The sequence below is a fragment of the Pseudomonas sp. GW823-FHT03E05 genome, assembly GCF_058796855.1.
Genome location: NZ_JBXAJB010000007.1, coordinates 189984 through 206817 on the forward strand (window position 1 = coordinate 189984; position 16834 = coordinate 206817).

The 16834-nt window shown below is 66.4% G+C and carries 17 protein-coding genes; 11 read left to right on the top strand and 6 right to left on the bottom strand.

Features of this window, described 5'->3' with window-relative positions; translation table 11 throughout:
- Positions 1-948, top strand: a complete 948-nt coding sequence (locus AC1RCO_RS26165) for a sensor domain-containing diguanylate cyclase (RefSeq protein ID WP_011060755.1) — start codon at positions 1-3, stop codon at positions 946-948.
- Positions 949-1064: 116 nt separating this feature from the next.
- A complete protein-coding gene (locus AC1RCO_RS26170; protein ID WP_103408011.1) occupies positions 1065-2390 on the top strand; it encodes a YncE family protein in 1326 nt (441 codons plus the stop codon).
- Positions 2391-2397: 7 nt separating this feature from the next.
- Here AC1RCO_RS26170 and AC1RCO_RS26175 read toward each other — a convergent pair whose 3' ends face one another.
- The gene (locus AC1RCO_RS26175) at positions 2398-3525 is read right to left on the bottom strand and encodes a saccharopine dehydrogenase family protein (protein ID WP_492618187.1); all 1128 of its coding nucleotides are present in this window, start codon (positions 3523-3525) and stop codon (positions 2398-2400) included.
- Positions 3526-3962: 437 nt separating this feature from the next.
- Between AC1RCO_RS26175 and AC1RCO_RS26180 the strand changes: the two genes are divergently transcribed.
- Positions 3963-4832, top strand: a complete 870-nt coding sequence (locus AC1RCO_RS26180) for an isocitrate lyase/PEP mutase family protein (RefSeq protein ID WP_011060752.1) — start codon at positions 3963-3965, stop codon at positions 4830-4832.
- Between the two features lie 33 nt (positions 4833-4865).
- Here the strand turns inward: AC1RCO_RS26180 and AC1RCO_RS26185 are convergent, their stop codons facing one another.
- Positions 4866-5270 carry a response regulator gene (locus AC1RCO_RS26185; RefSeq protein WP_011060751.1) on the bottom strand — a complete coding sequence of 135 codons (405 nt, stop codon included), beginning with the start codon at positions 5268-5270 and terminating at the stop codon, positions 4866-4868.
- Positions 5271-5452: 182 nt separating this feature from the next.
- Between AC1RCO_RS26185 and AC1RCO_RS26190 the strand changes: the two genes are divergently transcribed.
- From AC1RCO_RS26190 to AC1RCO_RS26205, 4 genes are all read left to right on the top strand, one after another.
- The gene (locus AC1RCO_RS26190; protein ID WP_065363753.1) at positions 5453-6202 is read left to right on the top strand and encodes an SIR2 family NAD-dependent protein deacylase; all 750 of its coding nucleotides are present in this window, start codon (positions 5453-5455) and stop codon (positions 6200-6202) included.
- 51 nt (positions 6203-6253) lie between these two features.
- Entirely contained in the window at positions 6254-6919 is a 666-nt protein-coding gene (locus AC1RCO_RS26195) for a suppressor of fused domain protein (protein ID WP_065363752.1), read from the top strand.
- A 225-nt stretch (positions 6920-7144) separates the two neighbouring features.
- Positions 7145-8518 (top strand): nucleotide 5'-monophosphate nucleosidase PpnN, encoded by a 1374-nt coding sequence (gene ppnN / locus AC1RCO_RS26200; protein WP_011060748.1) that lies wholly within the window; start codon positions 7145-7147, stop codon positions 8516-8518.
- A gap of 359 nt (positions 8519-8877) precedes the next feature.
- On the top strand, positions 8878-10641 hold the full coding sequence (locus AC1RCO_RS26205) for an FAD-dependent oxidoreductase (RefSeq protein WP_015635200.1): 1764 nt from the start codon (positions 8878-8880) through the stop codon (positions 10639-10641).
- A 15-nt stretch (positions 10642-10656) separates the two neighbouring features.
- Here the strand turns inward: AC1RCO_RS26205 and AC1RCO_RS26210 are convergent, their stop codons facing one another.
- A complete protein-coding gene (locus tag AC1RCO_RS26210) occupies positions 10657-11673 on the bottom strand; it encodes a hypothetical protein (protein ID WP_492618188.1) in 1017 nt (338 codons plus the stop codon).
- Positions 11674-11890: 217 nt separating this feature from the next.
- On the opposite strand from AC1RCO_RS26210, the gene AC1RCO_RS26215 reads away from it, so the two are divergent.
- Together AC1RCO_RS26215 and AC1RCO_RS26220 are read left to right on the top strand one after the other, a co-directional pair.
- On the top strand, positions 11891-12265 hold the full coding sequence (locus AC1RCO_RS26215; RefSeq protein WP_011060745.1) for a DUF2784 domain-containing protein: 375 nt from the start codon (positions 11891-11893) through the stop codon (positions 12263-12265).
- Between the two features lie 152 nt (positions 12266-12417).
- Complete coding sequence (locus tag AC1RCO_RS26220; RefSeq protein WP_492618189.1) at positions 12418-13158, top strand: TetR/AcrR family transcriptional regulator; 741 nt, start codon at positions 12418-12420, stop codon at positions 13156-13158.
- Here the strand turns inward: AC1RCO_RS26220 and AC1RCO_RS26225 are convergent.
- On the bottom strand, positions 13155-13976 hold the full coding sequence (locus AC1RCO_RS26225; protein WP_445496236.1) for a helix-turn-helix domain-containing protein: 822 nt from the start codon (positions 13974-13976) through the stop codon (positions 13155-13157). The genes AC1RCO_RS26220 and AC1RCO_RS26225 overlap by 4 nt on opposite strands.
- 36 nt (positions 13977-14012) lie before the next feature.
- Positions 14013-14465 carry a GNAT family N-acetyltransferase gene (locus AC1RCO_RS26230; protein ID WP_492618190.1) on the bottom strand — a complete coding sequence of 151 codons (453 nt, stop codon included), beginning with the start codon at positions 14463-14465 and terminating at the stop codon, positions 14013-14015.
- A gap of 144 nt (positions 14466-14609) precedes the next feature.
- On the opposite strand from AC1RCO_RS26230, the gene AC1RCO_RS26235 reads away from it, so the two are divergent.
- Both AC1RCO_RS26235 and AC1RCO_RS26240 read left to right on the top strand, forming a co-directional pair.
- Positions 14610-15011 carry a DUF6713 family protein gene (locus AC1RCO_RS26235; RefSeq protein WP_410919032.1) on the top strand — a complete coding sequence of 134 codons (402 nt, stop codon included), beginning with the start codon at positions 14610-14612 and terminating at the stop codon, positions 15009-15011.
- 14 nt (positions 15012-15025) lie between these two features.
- Positions 15026-15355: a DUF2834 domain-containing protein gene (locus AC1RCO_RS26240; protein WP_011060740.1), complete on the top strand. Its 330-nt coding sequence runs from the start codon at positions 15026-15028 to the stop codon at positions 15353-15355.
- A 9-nt stretch (positions 15356-15364) separates the two neighbouring features.
- Here the strand turns inward: AC1RCO_RS26240 and AC1RCO_RS26245 are convergent, their stop codons facing one another.
- The gene (locus AC1RCO_RS26245; protein ID WP_492618191.1) at positions 15365-16720 is read right to left on the bottom strand and encodes an MATE family efflux transporter; all 1356 of its coding nucleotides are present in this window, start codon (positions 16718-16720) and stop codon (positions 15365-15367) included.
- Positions 16721-16834 lie beyond the last annotated feature (114 nt).

Consider the following 16834-nt stretch of genomic DNA (forward strand, 5'->3'; position numbering starts at 1 on the left):
ATGCCCAAGAGAATGGATTTCAGTGAATTGCACTGGTTGCTGGCGGTGGTCCAGAGCATCGACGTGGGTATCGTCGTGCTCGACCTGGAGTGCCGGGTCCAGGTGTGGAACAGCTTCATGGAGAACCGCTCCGGAGTGCCCTCCAAGCAGGCCATCGACCAGTCGTTCTTCGAGCTGTTCCCCGAGGTCGAGCGCCCCTGGTTCACCCGCAAGGTGGGGCGCGTGGTGGCCCTCGGCACGCCGGCCTTCACCATCTGGAAGCAGCGGCCGTACCTGGTGCATTTCAACAACTACCAGCCGATCACCGGCCAGGGCGAGTTCATGTACCAGAACACCACCCTGCTGCCGCTGCGTTCCTCCAACAGCGAGATCCACCACGTCTGCCTGGTGATCTACGACCTGACCGACGTGGCAATCAACAGCCTGGCCTTGCAGAAGGCCAACCAGCAGTTGCAGCACCTGTCGCGCACCGACCACCTGACCCAGCTCTACAACCGCGGCCACTGGGAACAGCGCCTGCAGTTCGAATACAGCCGCCACGGCAGCAGCATCGCCCTGCTGATGCTGGACATCGATCACTTCAAGTCGATCAACGACCGCCATGGGCACCAGGCCGGCGATGCAGTGATCAAGCGCGTCTCCGAGCTGATCCACCAGCATGTGCGCGACAGCGACGTGGCCGGGCGCTATGGCGGCGAGGAGTTCGCCATTCTCCTGCCCCACACCGACCTTGCCGGGGCCCGCACCCTGGCCGAGCGCTTGCGCCAGTCGGTAGAAGAGCAGGAGGTGATCCACAACGGCCAGGCCATCGCCTTCACCATCAGCCTGGGCATCGCCTGCCTCGACCGTCCGGCCCGGGATCATCGCTGCCTGATCGAGTGGGCCGACCAGGCGCTGTACGCCTCCAAGCGCGCCGGGCGCAACCGGGTCAGTACCTACGCGCCTTGAACGGCAGCCCTGGAAAAACCTGAAAAAACTCGCTCCCGAGGGATAAACTGCGCGCTTTTCCGGTCCATCCCCCGGTCTGCTACGCCTTTCCCAGCGCCACAAGGAGTCCTGCGCGCATGTCCCAGTCGAATTCGAACCACTCCCCGCAAGAGCAATGGCAGCAAGCCGTGCTGACCTATGCCCGCGACATCAATCGCTATGTCGAGACCGGCAACCGCGACGGCTGGAAGGGCTTGAAGGAACCGCACTTGCCCGATACCGAGCACCTGCTGCCAGACTGGCAGGCGGCCCTGGAAGCGAGCAACCAGGAGCCCTACGACGCAGCCCGGCGCCAGGCATTCCGCCAGGACTGGCCGCCGGCGCACTTCCCATTGTCGCCACGCCTGGAAAGCCAGGGACGGATGATTCCGACCCTGGCCCTGTTGCCGGACGGCAGCCTGCTGGCGCGCATCGGCGCACCTTACGAGGCTGGCGAGGTGGTGCATATCGACGACGCAAGGATCCAGACCCTGGAGCAGGTGGAAGGCTTCGGCATGTGCCCCCAGCGGCGCTATTTCGCTTGGGCCCGGGCTGACGGCATCCAGCTCACCGACGGCTGGAACGGGCCAGAGGTGGCAAGTTTTGCCTGGCCCGATCCCCACGCGAACCTGCCGGCGGGGGTGGCGCTTGAAGACACCGGGCGCCCTCGCCCCAGCAGCCTGATTCCCTTCCCCGACGGGCGCCGGGTACTGCTGGTGAGTTCCGACGGCATCTTCGTCCTGCAGGCCGAGGGCGCCACGCGCCTGCTGCCGAGCCTGGAAGACCTGCAGCAAGAACTGGCCGACGGCGTCGCCCCCGAGGACCTGGGCATCGGCCTGAGCATGGAGCATGGCGCGGTGTCGCCCGATGGCCAGTGGATCGCCGTGGGCGAGCAAAGCAGCTCGCACCTGGTGTTCGATGCAAGGTTGCAACGGGTAGCGCAGATCGGCCCCGCCAGCGAGTACCCGCATTTCGCCCATTTCAACCAGCGCGGCGATCGCCTGCTGCTCAACGCCTGCCACTTCTATGGCGGCGCCAGCGTGGGAGTGGCGGTGGCCGACCTGCCAGGGCTGAGCACCGACTTCTACAGTGACGATGCGCGCACCCCGGTGCTGCAGGAAGGCGCCCGGGTGTATGCCGCGGCATCACGGGGCGACGAATTCATCATCGGCGACGCCTACGGCTATCTGCGGGCCTTCAGCGAAAACGGCGAGGAACGCTGGCAGCACTATATCGGCTCGACCCTCACCGCCATGGACATCAGCCCCGATGGCAAGACCCTGGTGGCCGCCACCTATGCCGGGATCATCGTCAAGCTTGACCTGGACGCCGGACGCCCGGATTGGCAGATCGGCACCGGCGAGCACCTTGAAGTGCAGCGCTGGCTGTTCTGGAAAGACTTCGCCAAGCCGCTGCTGTGGTGACCGGGGGTTAAACCGGCGGGCGCGAGAAACTCACTTGCAGTTGCAGGTGATCCGGATCGTCGATCGCCCGCAGGTACTCCTCCACGCTGACCTCGCCGGCACTGGACCGGGCCCCCGGGGCCGGCACGTGGCCGGCGAGCAGCTTGTGCACCACCGCCACCGCCGCGCAGCTGGGAATCTCCGGCCCGTGGTCATGGGTTGCGGTGAGCTGCACGCTCATCGACAGTGGCTGGCCGTCCTGGCCCAGGCCGTACACGTCGATGTACAGGGCACTGAGCCCATCTCCGAAACCTTCGAACCAGGTGCCGCAGCGATGCAGGCGCGCCGCCCAGGGCGCCGGGTCGCGCACCAGGCCGAGCTTCACCGCCTGGGCCAGCAGCGCATTGGCCAGCCCGGCGATCTTCAGCCCGGCGCCGGCCTGGAAGCTCAGGGTATGGGCACCGTAGCGCTCGGCGAACAGATCCAGGTCCGGCACATCGACATTGGCCACCAGCCGCGTGCCCAGCCTGGGCAGCTTGCGCAGGGTCAGGCCCTGCCAGCCGATCACCGGGTGCGGCCGGCCGTCCTTGAGTTGCAGGATGGGTCTGCCGGCATAGGCCAGCACGCCCTGGATGGTGGACAGGCCGGGCATCTTCGCCGAGGAGGAAATGCCGTGCTCGATGCGCTCGATGCGGGAAAAACGCTCACGGTGTTCATCGATCATCGCCGCCGACAGGGTCGGCACCGAGCTGCAGCCGCTGAGCAGCGTCACCCCGGCGGCCCGGGCGGCCTCATCCAGCGTGCCAATGCCGCGCACGAACTGGCGACAGTCGGCCAGGTCGCAGTAGTTGACCCCGGCCTCGATGCAGCCCCGGGCCACCGCGTAGGACTGGCCCTGGAACGGCCCGCCGGTATGGATCACCCAGTGCACCTTAAGGGCCTTGAGCGCCGGCGCCCATTGCGGCCCCATGGCATCGCCGCACCAGCCTTCGCAGGGCTGCCCGCCTTCAGCCTGCAAGGCCTGAACCTTGGCCGCGAGCTTGTGCGGGTCGCGCCCCGAAATCAGCAGATGCACCCCAGGGGTATGGATCAGATAGCGGCAGACGATGCTGCCGAAATTGCCATAACCACCCACCACCAACACCCTGAGCGCCATTGCCTGCATCCTTGAACTAAGCCGTTGCGCAGCATGAACGCTGCCATTCGAGGCGCGGCAGCTTGGTGGATTTGCCAGCGCTCGACAAGCCCCCGCCAACCTTCGACATGCCCCCGAAACGCCCCTGGCAAGTGCTTGTAATATTCAGTTAGAAAAAAAATGCCAATGCCGGTCCGGCATAATGCTATGCAAAATCCTCATCATCTACGGCCCTGGAGCGTGATAGCCTCGTCCTGCTATGTCGGCCTCGCATAATAAACCCGTCGGTTCGCGCAACCGAACGGGATAAAGACGCCTTGCTACCCACCTTGTTTCATCTTCATCTGCCCAACTAACGTTTCGCTGTGAGCCGCTCTTTCCCCGGCTCGCCAAGGGAACTGATTGCAAAATTTGACTCGACCTCAAGGTCGATCTCTCGATCCTATCTCGGAGCTGTTATGTCCAGGCTTTCCCATCAAGATTTGCGCCGCGGTTTCCGTGAACTGATCGCTTCCAACTCCTGCTACCACACCGCTTCCGTATTCGACCCGATGTCTGCCCGTATCGCCGCCGACCTGGGTTTCGAAGTGGGCATCCTCGGCGGCTCCGTGGCTTCGCTGCAAGTGCTGGCGGCCCCCGACTTCGCCCTGATCACCCTCAGTGAATTCGCCGAACAGGCCACCCGCATCGGCCGCGTGGCGCAGTTGCCGGTCATCGCCGACGCCGACCACGGCTATGGCAACGCGCTGAACGTGATGCGCACCGTGGTCGAACTGGAACGCGCCGGCATTGCCGCGCTGACCATCGAAGACACCCTGCTGCCGGCCCAGTTCGGGCGCAAATCCACCGATCTCATCTCGGTGGCCGAAGGCGTCGGCAAGATCCGCGCCGCCCTGGAAGCCCGGGTTGATCCGGAACTGGCGATCATCGCCCGGACCAACGCCGGCATCCTTCCGGTGCAGGAAATCATCAGCCGTACCCAGCAGTACGAGCGTGCCGGCGCCGACGCCATCTGCATGGTGGGCATCCGTGATTTCGAACAGCTGGAACAAATCTCCGAGCACCTGAGCGTGCCGCTGATGCTGGTGACCTACGGCAACCCGGCGCTACGGGACGATGCGCGCCTGGCCGAGCTGGGCGTGAAGATCGCCGTGGACGGTCATGCCGCCTACTTCGCCGCGATCAAGGCCACCTACGACTGCCTGCGCGAGCAGCGGCAGATCTTCACCCAGGCGTCGGACCTGAGCGCCACCGAACTGGCCCACACCTACACCCAGCCCGAGGAGTACATCGTCTGGGCCAAGGAGTTCATGAGCGTCAAGGAGTAACACCGGCGATTGGCCGGGGTGAGGCGCCACGCCTCAACCCTGGGCCGATTTCAGCGCGCCTTCCACGCAGTCGAGGATCTGCCCGATGGTCCAGGGCTTGCGGATGAAGGACACCGGATAACGCACCCCGGAACTCTCGGGGGTCTCGAAACCCGACATGACCACGATCGGCAACTGCGGCCAGCGCTCGCCGCACAAATTGCTCAGGCTCGCGCCATTGAGGGTGCCGGGCATGGTGATATCGGTCAGCAGCAGGGCCACGTCCGCGGCCTGTTCCTGCAGGAATTCCCAGGCCCGATCCGCGCTGTCCATCGCCTGGGTGGCAAACCCTTCGTCCTGCAGGATCTCGCAGAGAAACTCCAGCACCGTCGGCTCATCCTCCACCACCAGGATCAAACGGGATTGGGCGCCGGGATTGACTGGCGTGGCTGGGTTCATGAGGGTGACACTCCCTGACGGATTGAGGCGGCTACACACAGGACCGCTGACAAGAGTTATGAGCGGCGCCTTGACGATAAATTCATTTACGCTGCAAGGCCGGCGCGTTTTTAGTACCGGTCCGATCCGCACGCGGAAGCGGGCGCCCCGTTCTTTCACCCACGGCAGGAACATCTTCAACCATGCAGTTCGATCCCAAGCGCCTGGCCCAGGCCCGGCATGTGGTGGTATTCAGCGGTGCCGGGGTCTCGGCGGAAAGCGGCATCCCGACCTTTCGTGACGCCCTGACCGGCCTGTGGGAACACTTCGACCCGGCGCGCCTGGCCACCGTGCAAGCCTTTCGCGAAGACCCGGCGCTGGTCTGGGGCTGGTATGAATGGCGACGCCAGAAAGTGCTCCAGGCCCAGCCCAATCCAGCCCATCTGGCCCTGGCCGAACTGGCCCGGCGGGTGCCGCGCCTGACCCTGATCACCCAGAACGTCGACGACCTGCACGAACGCGCCGGCAGCCCCTCGGTGCTGCACTTGCACGGCAGCCTGCACACCCCCAAGTGCTTTGCCTGCAACCGCCCGTTCAAGGGCCAACTGCCCTTGCCGGACTTGCCGGAACAGGGCACCAGCCTGGAGCCGCCGCGCTGCACCGGTTGCAACGGCAAGATCCGCCCCGGGGTGGTGTGGTTCGGCGAACCCCTGCCCCAGGCAACCCTCAAGGCCGCCTTCAACGCCGCCGAAGAATGCGACCTGCTGCTGTCGGTGGGCACCTCCGGGCTGGTCCAGCCGGCGGCGCGAATTCCCCAACTGGCGCTGCAGCACGGCGCCTGCGTGGTGCATATCAACCCCCAGCCCCAGGCTTGCACCGGCGTCGAGGAATACAGCCTGGAGGGCAAGGCCGGGCAGTTGCTGCCGGAACTATTGCGCCAGGCCTTTGCCTGATTCCCTGGCGGCTCCAGCCGGGCCGCCGCTTCTGTTCAAGGACGCTTTCACATGCCGCAATCCCCCGACTCTTCATGGCTCGAAGCCGCCTGGGCGCAACGTGAAGAACAGATCTACCCGGCGCTGTTCGGCGCACTGGGCCCGGGCATCTATCCCCTGGACATGGCGCTGTTCAGCCAGGTCTTTGGCCAGCACGACGTCGATCCGCGCTGGCTCACCCACGGGGTCTTCGAATCACCGCCCAATGCCAGGCGCAGCAGTTGGCTGTACGTCACTTCGGGCCTGTCCAATGCCTGGGAAGATGCCCGGCCCGATGCCGATGGCGAATCCGGCATGGGCCACGAACTGCTGCTGGAAACCCGCGAACAGTCACCCTGGGCCCTGCGCCTGTTACGCAATTTCTGCGCCTACCAATTGCTGCTGGCCGCCGGCCGTTTTGGCGAGCAGCCGCCGTTGGGCGAATGGGACCGCATGCGTACCGGCGAGCCGATCAATGGCGGCGACAGCCTGTTGCAGGCACTGCTGTTCATCCCCGCGCCGGGTTTTGCCGGCCCCCGGCAACTGCTGAGCGGGCGCTTCGGATTTCTGCAGATCATCGGCCTGACCCTGGCCGAACACGCCTGGGGCCAGGCCGAGGGCTACCCGGCCCTGATGGAGCGCCTGGCCCTGGCCGGGGCAGCGCCGGTGCTGGACCCGACCCGAGCCAGCCTGTGCTGAAGGCCGGTGAAAAATCCGCCACGACCAGGGCGGATCGTCATTTTTCCCGCCACGCCGGGCCCGCATGAGGTAGATTCAAGCAGCGAACAATCTCGCGACGACGTTTGCTTTCTTGCCCTGCCGCTGGAAACCAAGCCCCGTACCGGTGGCTCTGTTCACTGCCCCGCTATTTTTTCGCCACTGGCCGCGCATGGTGCGGTGGCGACGCTTTCAGGAAATGGATGAATGCCGCAAAGACAAGTGATCAATGCTTCGGTGAGCCCGAAAGGCAGCCTGGAGACCCTCTCGCAACGTGAAGTGCAACAGCTCAGCGCCGCCGGTTCCGGCAGCATCTATACCCTGTTCCGCCAGTGCGCCCTGGCCATCCTCAATACTGGCGCCCACGTCGACAACGCCAAGACCATCCTCGACGCCTACCACGATTTCGAAGTGCGCATTCACCAGCAGGATCGCGGCGTGCGCCTGGAACTGCTGAACGCGCCGGCCGATGCCTTCGTTGATGGCGAGATGATCGCCAGCACCCGGGAAATGCTCTTCAGCGCCCTGCGCGACATCGTCTACACCGAGAACGAACTGGACAGCCAGCGCATTGACCTGGACAGCTCCCAGGGCATCACCGACTACGTCTTCCACCTGCTGCGCAACGCCCGCACCCTGCGCCCCGGCGTGGAGCCCAAGATGGTGGTGTGCTGGGGCGGCCACTCGATCAATACCGAAGAATACAAATACACCAAGAAGGTCGGCCACGAGCTGGGCCTGCGCAAGCTGGACATCTGCACCGGCTGCGGCCCGGGCGTGATGAAGGGCCCGATGAAGGGCGCCACCATCGCCCACGCCAAACAGCGCATGAGCGGCGGCCGCTACCTGGGCCTGACCGAGCCGGGGATCATCGCCGCCGAGGCGCCGAACCCCATCGTCAACGAGCTGGTGATCCTGCCGGACATCGAGAAGCGCCTGGAAGCCTTCGTGCGCGTCGGCCACGGCATCATCATCTTCCCCGGCGGCGCCGGCACCGCGGAGGAGTTCCTCTACCTGCTGGGCATCCTGATGCACCCGGACAACCGCGACCTGCCCTTCCCGGTGATCCTCACCGGCCCCAAGAGCGCGGCGCCCTACCTAGAGCAGCTCAACGCCTTCGTCCTGGCAACCCTGGGCGAAGCGGCGCGCCAGCACTACCAGATCATCATCGACAACCCGCCGGAAGTGGCGCGGCAGATGACCGAGGGGCTCAAGACCGTCAAGCAGTTCCGCCGCGAACGCAACGACGCCTTCCACTTCAACTGGCTGCTGAAGATCGACGAGAGCCTGCAACGTCCCTTCGATCCGACCCACGAGAACATGGCCAACCTGCAACTGAGCCATGCCCTGGCGCCCCACGAACTGGCGGCCAACCTGCGTCGTGCGTTCTCCGGCATCGTCGCCGGCAACGTCAAGGACCAGGGCATTCGCCTGATCGAGCAGAAAGGCCCGTACAGCATCCACGGCGACCCGGCGATCATGCAGCCCCTGGACCAGTTGCTCAAAGCCTTCGTCGAGCAGCACCGCATGAAGCTGCCCGGCGGCGCCGCCTACGTACCGTGCTACCGCGTGGTCAACTGAGCCCTGCCCTGCCGCCTTGAACAACGCCGCGTTCGCTGCCTGGGAACGCGGCGTTTTTTTGCCCGGCATCCACCCGCAGCGCAAGCGCCTCTGTGCAGCGGCCTTGCGTCCTTGAGCAGCACAAAGAGGCCTGCTGGCCACTCTGACTTTCCCACCTGAGCGATATCGCCTTCCTGCCCTTCCGGCAGCCCCTCCTGAAGGTGCCCCCGTAGCTAAAAGCACCTTCTGCTCCCCTGCACCAATGAGCCTACCTGGTCCTCCTCGCGGTTTGACAGCTTCCCAGGCAGTATGAAATAGTTTTTCAAATTAATGGAACTTGATTCCATTTTTATCATAATTCAAAAAAAGGCCCTGTCATTGTGAGCGACGTTCCCGCTGCAACCCTCCTGCCCCTGGATTGTGATTTGCTGGTGATCGGCTCCGGCGCCGCCGGCCTGGCCTGTGCGGTGACCGCCGCGTGGCATGGCCTGAAGGTGATAGTTGTGGAAAAGGATTCCACTTTCGGCGGTGCCAGCGCCTGGTCCGGCGGCTGGATGTGGGTGCCGGGCAATCCCCTGGCACGTCGCGCCGGCATCCATGAAAACCCGCAGCAACCGCGCACCTACCTCAAGCATGAGCTGGGGGAGCGCTACGATGCCGCACGCATCGACGCCTTTCTGGATAACGGGCCGCAGATGGTGGCCTTCTTCGAACAGCACACGGCCCTGCAATTCGTCGACGGCAATGGCATCCCGGATATCCACGGCCAGGTGCCCGGGGCCGGGATCGAGGGCCATCAGGTGATCGCCGCGCCGTATGACGCCCGGGCCATCGGCCCACTGCTCAAACGGCTGCGCAAGACCCTGCGGGAAACCTCGTTCCTGGGCATGCCGATCATGGCCGGGGCCGACCTGGGGGCCTTTCTCAGCATGACCCGTTCCTTCAGGTCGCTGCTGCATGTGGCCGGGCGCTTTGCCCGCCACCTGCGGGACCTGGCGCTACACGGCCGGGCCATGCACCTGGTCAACGGCGTGGCGCTGATCGGCCGGCTGGGCAAGTCCGCCGAGGACCTGGGGGTCAACCTGCTGGAGTCCACCCCGGCCCGCTCGCTGCTGCGCGATAGCCAGGGGGTGCAGGGCGCCCTGGTGGACACGCCTGAGGGGCCGCGGGAAATCCGCGCCCGACGTGGAGTGCTGCTGGCCGCCGGCGGCTTCGCCAATGACCTGCCCCGCCGCCAGGCGTTGTTTCCCCGCGCCCCGGGGCCGGACGAGCACCTGGCCCTGCCGCCGCGCAGTTGCTGCGGCGACGGCATCCGCCTCGGCGAACAGGCCGGTGCCGTGCTGGCCACGGACCTTGCCAGCCCGGTGGCCTGGGCCCCCGTCTCTCGGGTGCGGCATGCCGACGGCAGCATCGGCCACTTTCCCCACATCATCGACCGGGCCAAACCCGGGCTGATCGGCGTGCTGGCCAACGGCAAGCGTTTCGTCAACGAGGCGGACGGCTACTACGACTACACCGCGGCCATGCTGGAGGCGGTTCCCGCGGGCGAGGAAGTGGCGTCCTGGCTGATCTGCGACCACCGCTTCCAGCGCCGTTACGGCCTGGGTTATGCCCGGCCCTTCCCCCTGCCGGTGGGGCCGCTGGTGCGCAGCGGCTACCTGGTACGGGCCGACTCCATCCAGGCCCTGGCCAGCCAGTGCGGCATCGACCCCCAGGGCCTTGCGGCCACGGTGCAGGCATTCAACCAGCATGCCCGCAACGGCCAGGACCCCGAGTTCGGCCGCGGCTCGACGCCCTACAATCGCAAGCAGGGCGACGCCCTGTATCCCGGGCCCAACCCCTGCGTGGCGCCCATCGAACAGGGGCCGTTCTATGCGGTGAAAGTGCTGCCCGGCAGCTTCGGCACCTTTGCCGGGCTCAAGACCAATGCCCAGGCCCAGGTGCTGGATTCGCACGGCACGGCGATCCCCGGGCTGTATGCCGCAGGCACCGACATGGCCAGCGTGATGGGCGGCTTTTATCCCTCCGGCGGTATCAACCTGGGGCCGGCCATGACCTTCGGCTACATCGCCGGGCGCCATGCGGCCGGGGTAAGTGACTACGAAGTGCCGCTGGATCCTGGTGCCGAGGCCACCCGCGGCTGAACCGCCGGGACGGGCTCAGGGGCCCCGGCCATCGCCGGCGTCCTCATTGACCAGCGGCGCCTGCAACTGGCGTTCGAGCTGCTGGCCGAGGTAATACACCCCGGCCATGACCCCATGCTCGGGGTCATGCAACTGCCTGGCCCAGGCCTGATCGAAGGCCGCGCCCAGGTCCCGTCGGGTCTGGGCCTGCAGGTCTTCCCGGTCATGGTCCTGGACCAGAGCCCGGACCCCGGCCACTCCCACCGAAATCAGCGCGCCGGCCACCCGCCCCACCGCCGCCGCCACCGCACCGGCCACACTGCGGCTGGCGAACTGGGCCTGGAGCTTGTCACTGGTCACCTGCGCCACCTGGGACACCCCCGGGGCCGGCGCTCCCTGTTCGCCGGTCGGGGAGCCATGGATCTGCTGCAGCAAAGGCCCATAGGCGGGCAAGCGGGCAATGGGCTCGGCCCGTATCAACTGGTTCAAGGAGGCGCGCTGCTCGGGGGCCGGCCCCAGGTCGATGGCCAGCAGCTGGTCCAGATGGAGTTCCAGTTGCGGTGCCGGCAGTGGGTAACGGCTGCGGATCTGCGCCAGTTGCTGGCGCAGCAACTGAACATAGAACTCCATGGCCTCGCCGGTGATCGCATCGGCATCGACTTCCAGCGCCACCGGTGCCAGCACCCGTTCCTGGTACTGCTCCTGCAAGTAGGCCGCCAGGCGCCGGGAAGCTTGCCCGGCGTCGCCTTTATCGTTCAGGGAATACCAGCCGACCTTGAGCGACAGCCATTCCTGGGTCCAGTAGCCGCTGAACCAGGGAATGAAGTTTTCCTCGGTCTGCTGGTAGACCCGGGTCCGCCAGTGCTCCATGGAGCCCTGGGCATAGACCTCGGCCTGTTCAGTGGCGCTGCGGGAGGCTTCCAGCAGTTCATGGTTGACCTGGCGCCAGGTGGCCGGGCTGACCGGCATCGCGGCCACCGGCTCGGGAACCCGATGGGCGCAGCCGGCGAGCACCAGCATCAGCACCAGGACCCCGTGGCGGCAGCAGAGCATCGTTGGCCGCAAGGCATGTACCTCCCGCAAAGGCCGCGCCAGGCTCGACAGGTCGCCCTGGCGTTCCAGCAGTATAGGTAGCGCAAAGGCGGGCCCGATCGATTGCGAGCCGGGCTTTTTTCCTGCACCACGAAGAAACACTGCCACCGCCTACCGGCCCTCGGTATATTGCGCCCCGGCGCCTGCGCCACGGATCTGCCCCCTACAAGGAACCCCCATGCTCTACCGTATTGCCGCCGACAGCCTGGTGCTGTTTCACCTGTCCTTTATCGTCTTCGTGCTGCTGGGCGGCCTGCTGGTGCTGCGCCACCCGCGGCTGATGCTGCTGCACCTGCCCGCTGCGGCCTGGGGCGTGGCAGTGGAAGTGCTGCACCTGGAGTGCCCGCTGACCCGCTGGGAAAACCTGCTGCGCCACGCCGCCGGCCAGGACGGCTACGGCGCCGGCTTCATCGAGCATTACCTGATCCCGCTGATCTACCCCGCCGGGCTGACCCCGGGCATTCAGCTGTGGCTGGGCAGCCTGGTGCTGCTGATCAACCTCTGGGTCTATGGCTACCTGGCACGACGCTGGCTGCGCAAGCGCCGCGCCTGAGCCTGCCGCCAGCCGGAACGGCGCACCGTTCCAGCCTTGCCTCCTCTGTTCGCCCCTCTATGAAACAGCCGAGACAGCAGCGCCGACGCCTGAGGCAGGTGTTTCGCTATATACTTTTGTATATTGCGATTTCACACCCCCGAGATTTGCCCATGCACTGCCCCTCATCCACCCCGTTTTGCCTGCCCTCGCAGGCGCTTGAGGCCGACTCGGCAGCGCCCCGGGTGCCAGCGCCAGCCCGCCAGGAACGCCGCTCGCGCCTGCGGCATCGGCAACTGATCCTCGATGCCGCCCGCAACGAGTTCGCCGCCAAGGGCTTCAGTGCCTGCCAGACCCTGGATATCGCGCTGCGCGCCGGGGTGCCCAAGGCCAACCTGTACTACTACTTCCACACCAAGGAAAACCTCTACGCCGAAGTCCTGCAGCCCCTGCTGGAACCCTTGCACCAGGCGTCGCGGCTGCTGCGCCCGGAGGCCGATCCGGCGCAGGCGTTGCAGGCCTACATCGAGGCGCGGATGCAGATCGTCGAGGATTTCCCCCTGCGTTCGAAGATTCTCTGCAGCGAGTTGCTGCACGGCGCGCAGCAGTTGCCAGAGGCCTGGCGTGAAAGCCTGGAGGCGCAGAACCGCAGTGAAATCGCTTGCCTGCGCAATTGGGCCGAACGTGGCCTGATCCGCGCCATTACCCCGGAGCACCTGCTGCTGTTCATAGGAGCGGCGACCCAGACCTACCCCACCCTGGGCTGGCAGATCGCCCTGATGAGCGGCGTAGCCCAGCCCTCCAGCAGGGACTTCCAGAGCGTCGCGGCCACCCTGACCCGCATGGTGCTCGCCGGGGCACTGCCGGCGCTGGCGAGCGCCCAGGGGCTGCCGGCCCGGGCCCTGGCGATCTAACCCGGTTCGAGTTCGCCCACGCGTTCGCAAGCCAGGGTCAGGGCCTGCCAGGTCGGCTCGTCAGCGGGAATCAGGTGTTCGATGCGCAGCGACGCCACGGTAATGTCCTGGGGCATGCCGAAGGTGGTGAAGGTGGACAGAAAACGCAGCTCGCCCCCGGGCCCGCGCACCCGGGTCAGCAGCAACGGCTCGGCCGGGCTCGGGGTCGCCGGCGACTCTCCGGGGAACGGCAGGCCGGCCAGTAGCGCCGCCAAGCCGGGATCGCCCATGGCCTCCCGGGAGGCCCGCTGCCAGGCCACCTGGCGCACCTCCTCGGCATTGATCAGGCAGTCACCGAAACCACCGGGCTCCAGCAGGGCCGTCAACAGGTTGAAGCCCTGTTCCATGGCGTGTTGCGACAACCCCAGCAGTTGGAACAGCGCCGCGGTAGCCTGATTGGCCGCCAGCACTTGCCAGCCACTGTCGATGACGATCGCTGGCGCCGGGTTGTTGGCCTTGAGCAGGTGCATCAGCGCTGCGCGCACCGGCGCCAGGCCGGGGTCGGCCAGGGGCAAGGCGGCGTAGCGCGGCGCATAGCCCGCGGCGAGGAACACCCGGTTGCGCTGGGGCAAGGGGGTGTCCAGGGTGGTCAGCAGCGCATCCAGCAAGGCCGGGCTGGGCTGGGCGCGACCGGTCTCGACGCAGCTCAGGTGGCGCTGGGAAATCCCCGCCTGCAACGCCAGGTCCAACTGGCTCAAGCGCGCCTGGCGCCGTAACTGGCGCAACTGTGCGCCCACCGGCAAGGGCCCGGCGCGGGGAGCTTCAAGGGTGCAGGGCATGGCGGCGCGACCGCTGTCGGGCACAGGCATCCCGGCTCAGCCCACACGCTTACAGAAGATCAGCTCGGGGTCCTGCTCGTCGAGGTTCTCGATCACCCCACTGGGCTGGAAACCGGCCTTGGCAATCAGGCCCCGGGCCGACAGGTTCGACTGGTTGGTGGAGATGAACAGCCGGGGCGTGCGACAGGCCTGCTCGGCGGCGTCGAGCAAGCGCCGGGCCACGCCCTGGCGTTGCTGCCCCGGAGCCACCACCACCAGGGACACGAAGCCATGGTCGAAGAAGTCATGGTTCAGCAGCAGGTAGCCGGCGACCCGGCCGGCCGCCACCTCCACCCAACCCTGGCCACGGCCCACCGCCACGCGTACGGCATCGCCCCGGCTGGCGTGGGCCTGGGCATAGGTGTCGCACTCGAGCATGGCCGGCACATCATCGGGCCCGGCCACGCGGATCACCCGGCCTGCGCCGGGAGCCTGCTGGTTGGAAGTCATCGCTGTTCAATCCTTGAAAGTGAAAGTCGCACCGCCCCAGCTGACAGCCTGAAGCGCCCCGCTGTCTATGACCTGGGGGGTCATTGAGTGACAACAGGCTTGCCACTTAGCCTGTTCATTCCCGCTTGTTCAAGGATTTTCACCGTGAAAAACACACTCTGGCGACTCTGCATCGGGCTGTTCGCCGGCCATGAGCTGGATGCCGTGGCGCAGCGTGAATGGCGCCTGCTGTATGGCCTGCGCAACCTCGACCCCATGCTCGGGCAGCACCTGTTCATTGCCCTACACGTCCCCCTGTGTGCCGGGCTGGTCCAGCTGTGCGGCCATCGGCGCCGTCGCGTGCGCGAGCTTGCCCGCCAGTGGCTGGCGGCGCTCGCCCTGGTGCATGCCGGGTTGCATCAACGCCTGCGCGACGACCCGCTGTACCTGTTCGACTCCCTGCTGTCGCAAAGCCTGATCTTTGGCTGTGGCGCAGCCGGCCTGCTGTATCTGCTGCTGGGCCTGGCCACCCGCAACCGCCGCGCCGTACACCCTGCCCATCCCTGATCGAGGACTGCGCCATGCGCCACCCTTACCCCGCCCTGCTGGCTCTACTGGGCTTCAGTGCCTACACCCTGTACTGCCTGTTCCAGGCCGAACAGTCGCTGCTGCAATTCGGCCTGCAACTGCTGTCGCGCCCGGACACCGCACAAGTGGTGATCGACCTGTACCTGATGGCGCTGCTGGCAGCTGCGTGGATGCTGGGAGACGCCCGCGCCCGTGGGCGCTCCTGGCGTTCGGTGCTGCCCTATCTGCTGCTGACGGCGGTCTTCGTCTCCATCGGGCCCTTGCTGTACCTGGTGGTTCGCGACCTGCGCCCGCCCCGGCAGCCACTGGCCGGCGGCGCTTGAGCGCGGGCCTCAGATCAGGCGCTGGATCTCCTTGTGGCGCCACACCAGCTTGAAGTAGCAGACCTGCAGCACCAGCATGGTCAGGTAGGCCACCGGGAACGCCATCCACACCCCTTGCAGGCCGAAATGTGCGTCCAGCACATAGGCCGCCGGCACCTGCACCCCGAGGATGCAGAAGATCGAGATCGCCACCGGCACCAGCACCGTGCCGCTGGCGCGCATGATGCCGCCGACCACCGCCTGGAAACCGAACACCAGGATGCTCCAGAGCATGATGTGCAGCAGGTGCTGGGCCTGCACCAGGGCTGCCGGGTCGATGATGAACAGGCCCAGCAGCCAGTGGGAAATCAGGTAGCCGAGCAGCACCAGGGCGCCGGTGAGGCACAGGTTGATCGCAAGCCCGGTACGCAGGATCGGGGTGATGCGCTCCAGGCGCCCGGCGCCGATGGCCTGGGCGCCGAGGATCGAAGCGGTGATAGCGATCGACAGCGCCGGGAACTGCACGTAGTTGACGATCTGGGTCACCGCGCCATAGGCCGCCGTGGCCTGGGAACCGTGGCGGTTGACCAGGGCCAGGATCACCAGCTCGGAGAGCGAGATGACCACCATCTGCACCCCGGTGGGCAGGCCGATGCGCAGCACCTTGCCGAGTATCGCCCGGTTCAGCCGCAGCGCCGCTAACAGCGCCCCGTCCGGGGCCAGGGGGTGGTCGCGGCCACTCAGGCGCCAGACCAGAAACCCCATGGCCAGGATATTTCCCGCCAGCCCGGCGAAGGCCGCACTCTGGATACCCATGGGCGGCAGGCCCAGCCAGCCACGGATCAACGCCGGGGTCAGCAGCAGCCCCGCCAGGGTCGAGACCATCAAGGCCAGCAGGGGCGACAGGGTATCGCTGACACCCCGCAGCAACTGGGTGTAGAGCACGAACACCAGCAGCAGCGGCATGATCAGCATCATCACCCGGGCATAGCCCACTGCGTCGTCCAGTACATCCGCCGGTGTGCCCAGGCCCTGCAGGGCCGGGCGGGCGAACAGCATGCCCAGCACCGCCCCCAGCAGGCCGATCAAGGCCCCCAGCATCAGGGTACTGCCGGCCACCGACTTCACCGCATCCAGCTCCCGGGCACCCCAGGCCTGGCCGATCAGCACCGAGGCACCGGCCCCCAGGCCGATCACCAGGGCAATGAAGAAGAACACGATGGGGAACATCCCCGACACCGCCGCCAACGCCTGGGTGCCCAGCAACTGGCCAATGTAGATACCGTTGAGGGTGCCGGAAAACGACTGCAGGAAATTCGACAGCACCATGGGCAGCAGGAAGACCAGGTACACCTGCCAGAGGGGGCGCTGAGGGGAAATGGACATGAAACAGGCAACCTCGGATCAAGAGGACGAAGGGCCGCGAAGAAGCCCCGTGGCACGGGGCTCGCGTCGGACCTGAAACATGCAGCAACCCAGGCCGCGCACGGCGTTCCAACA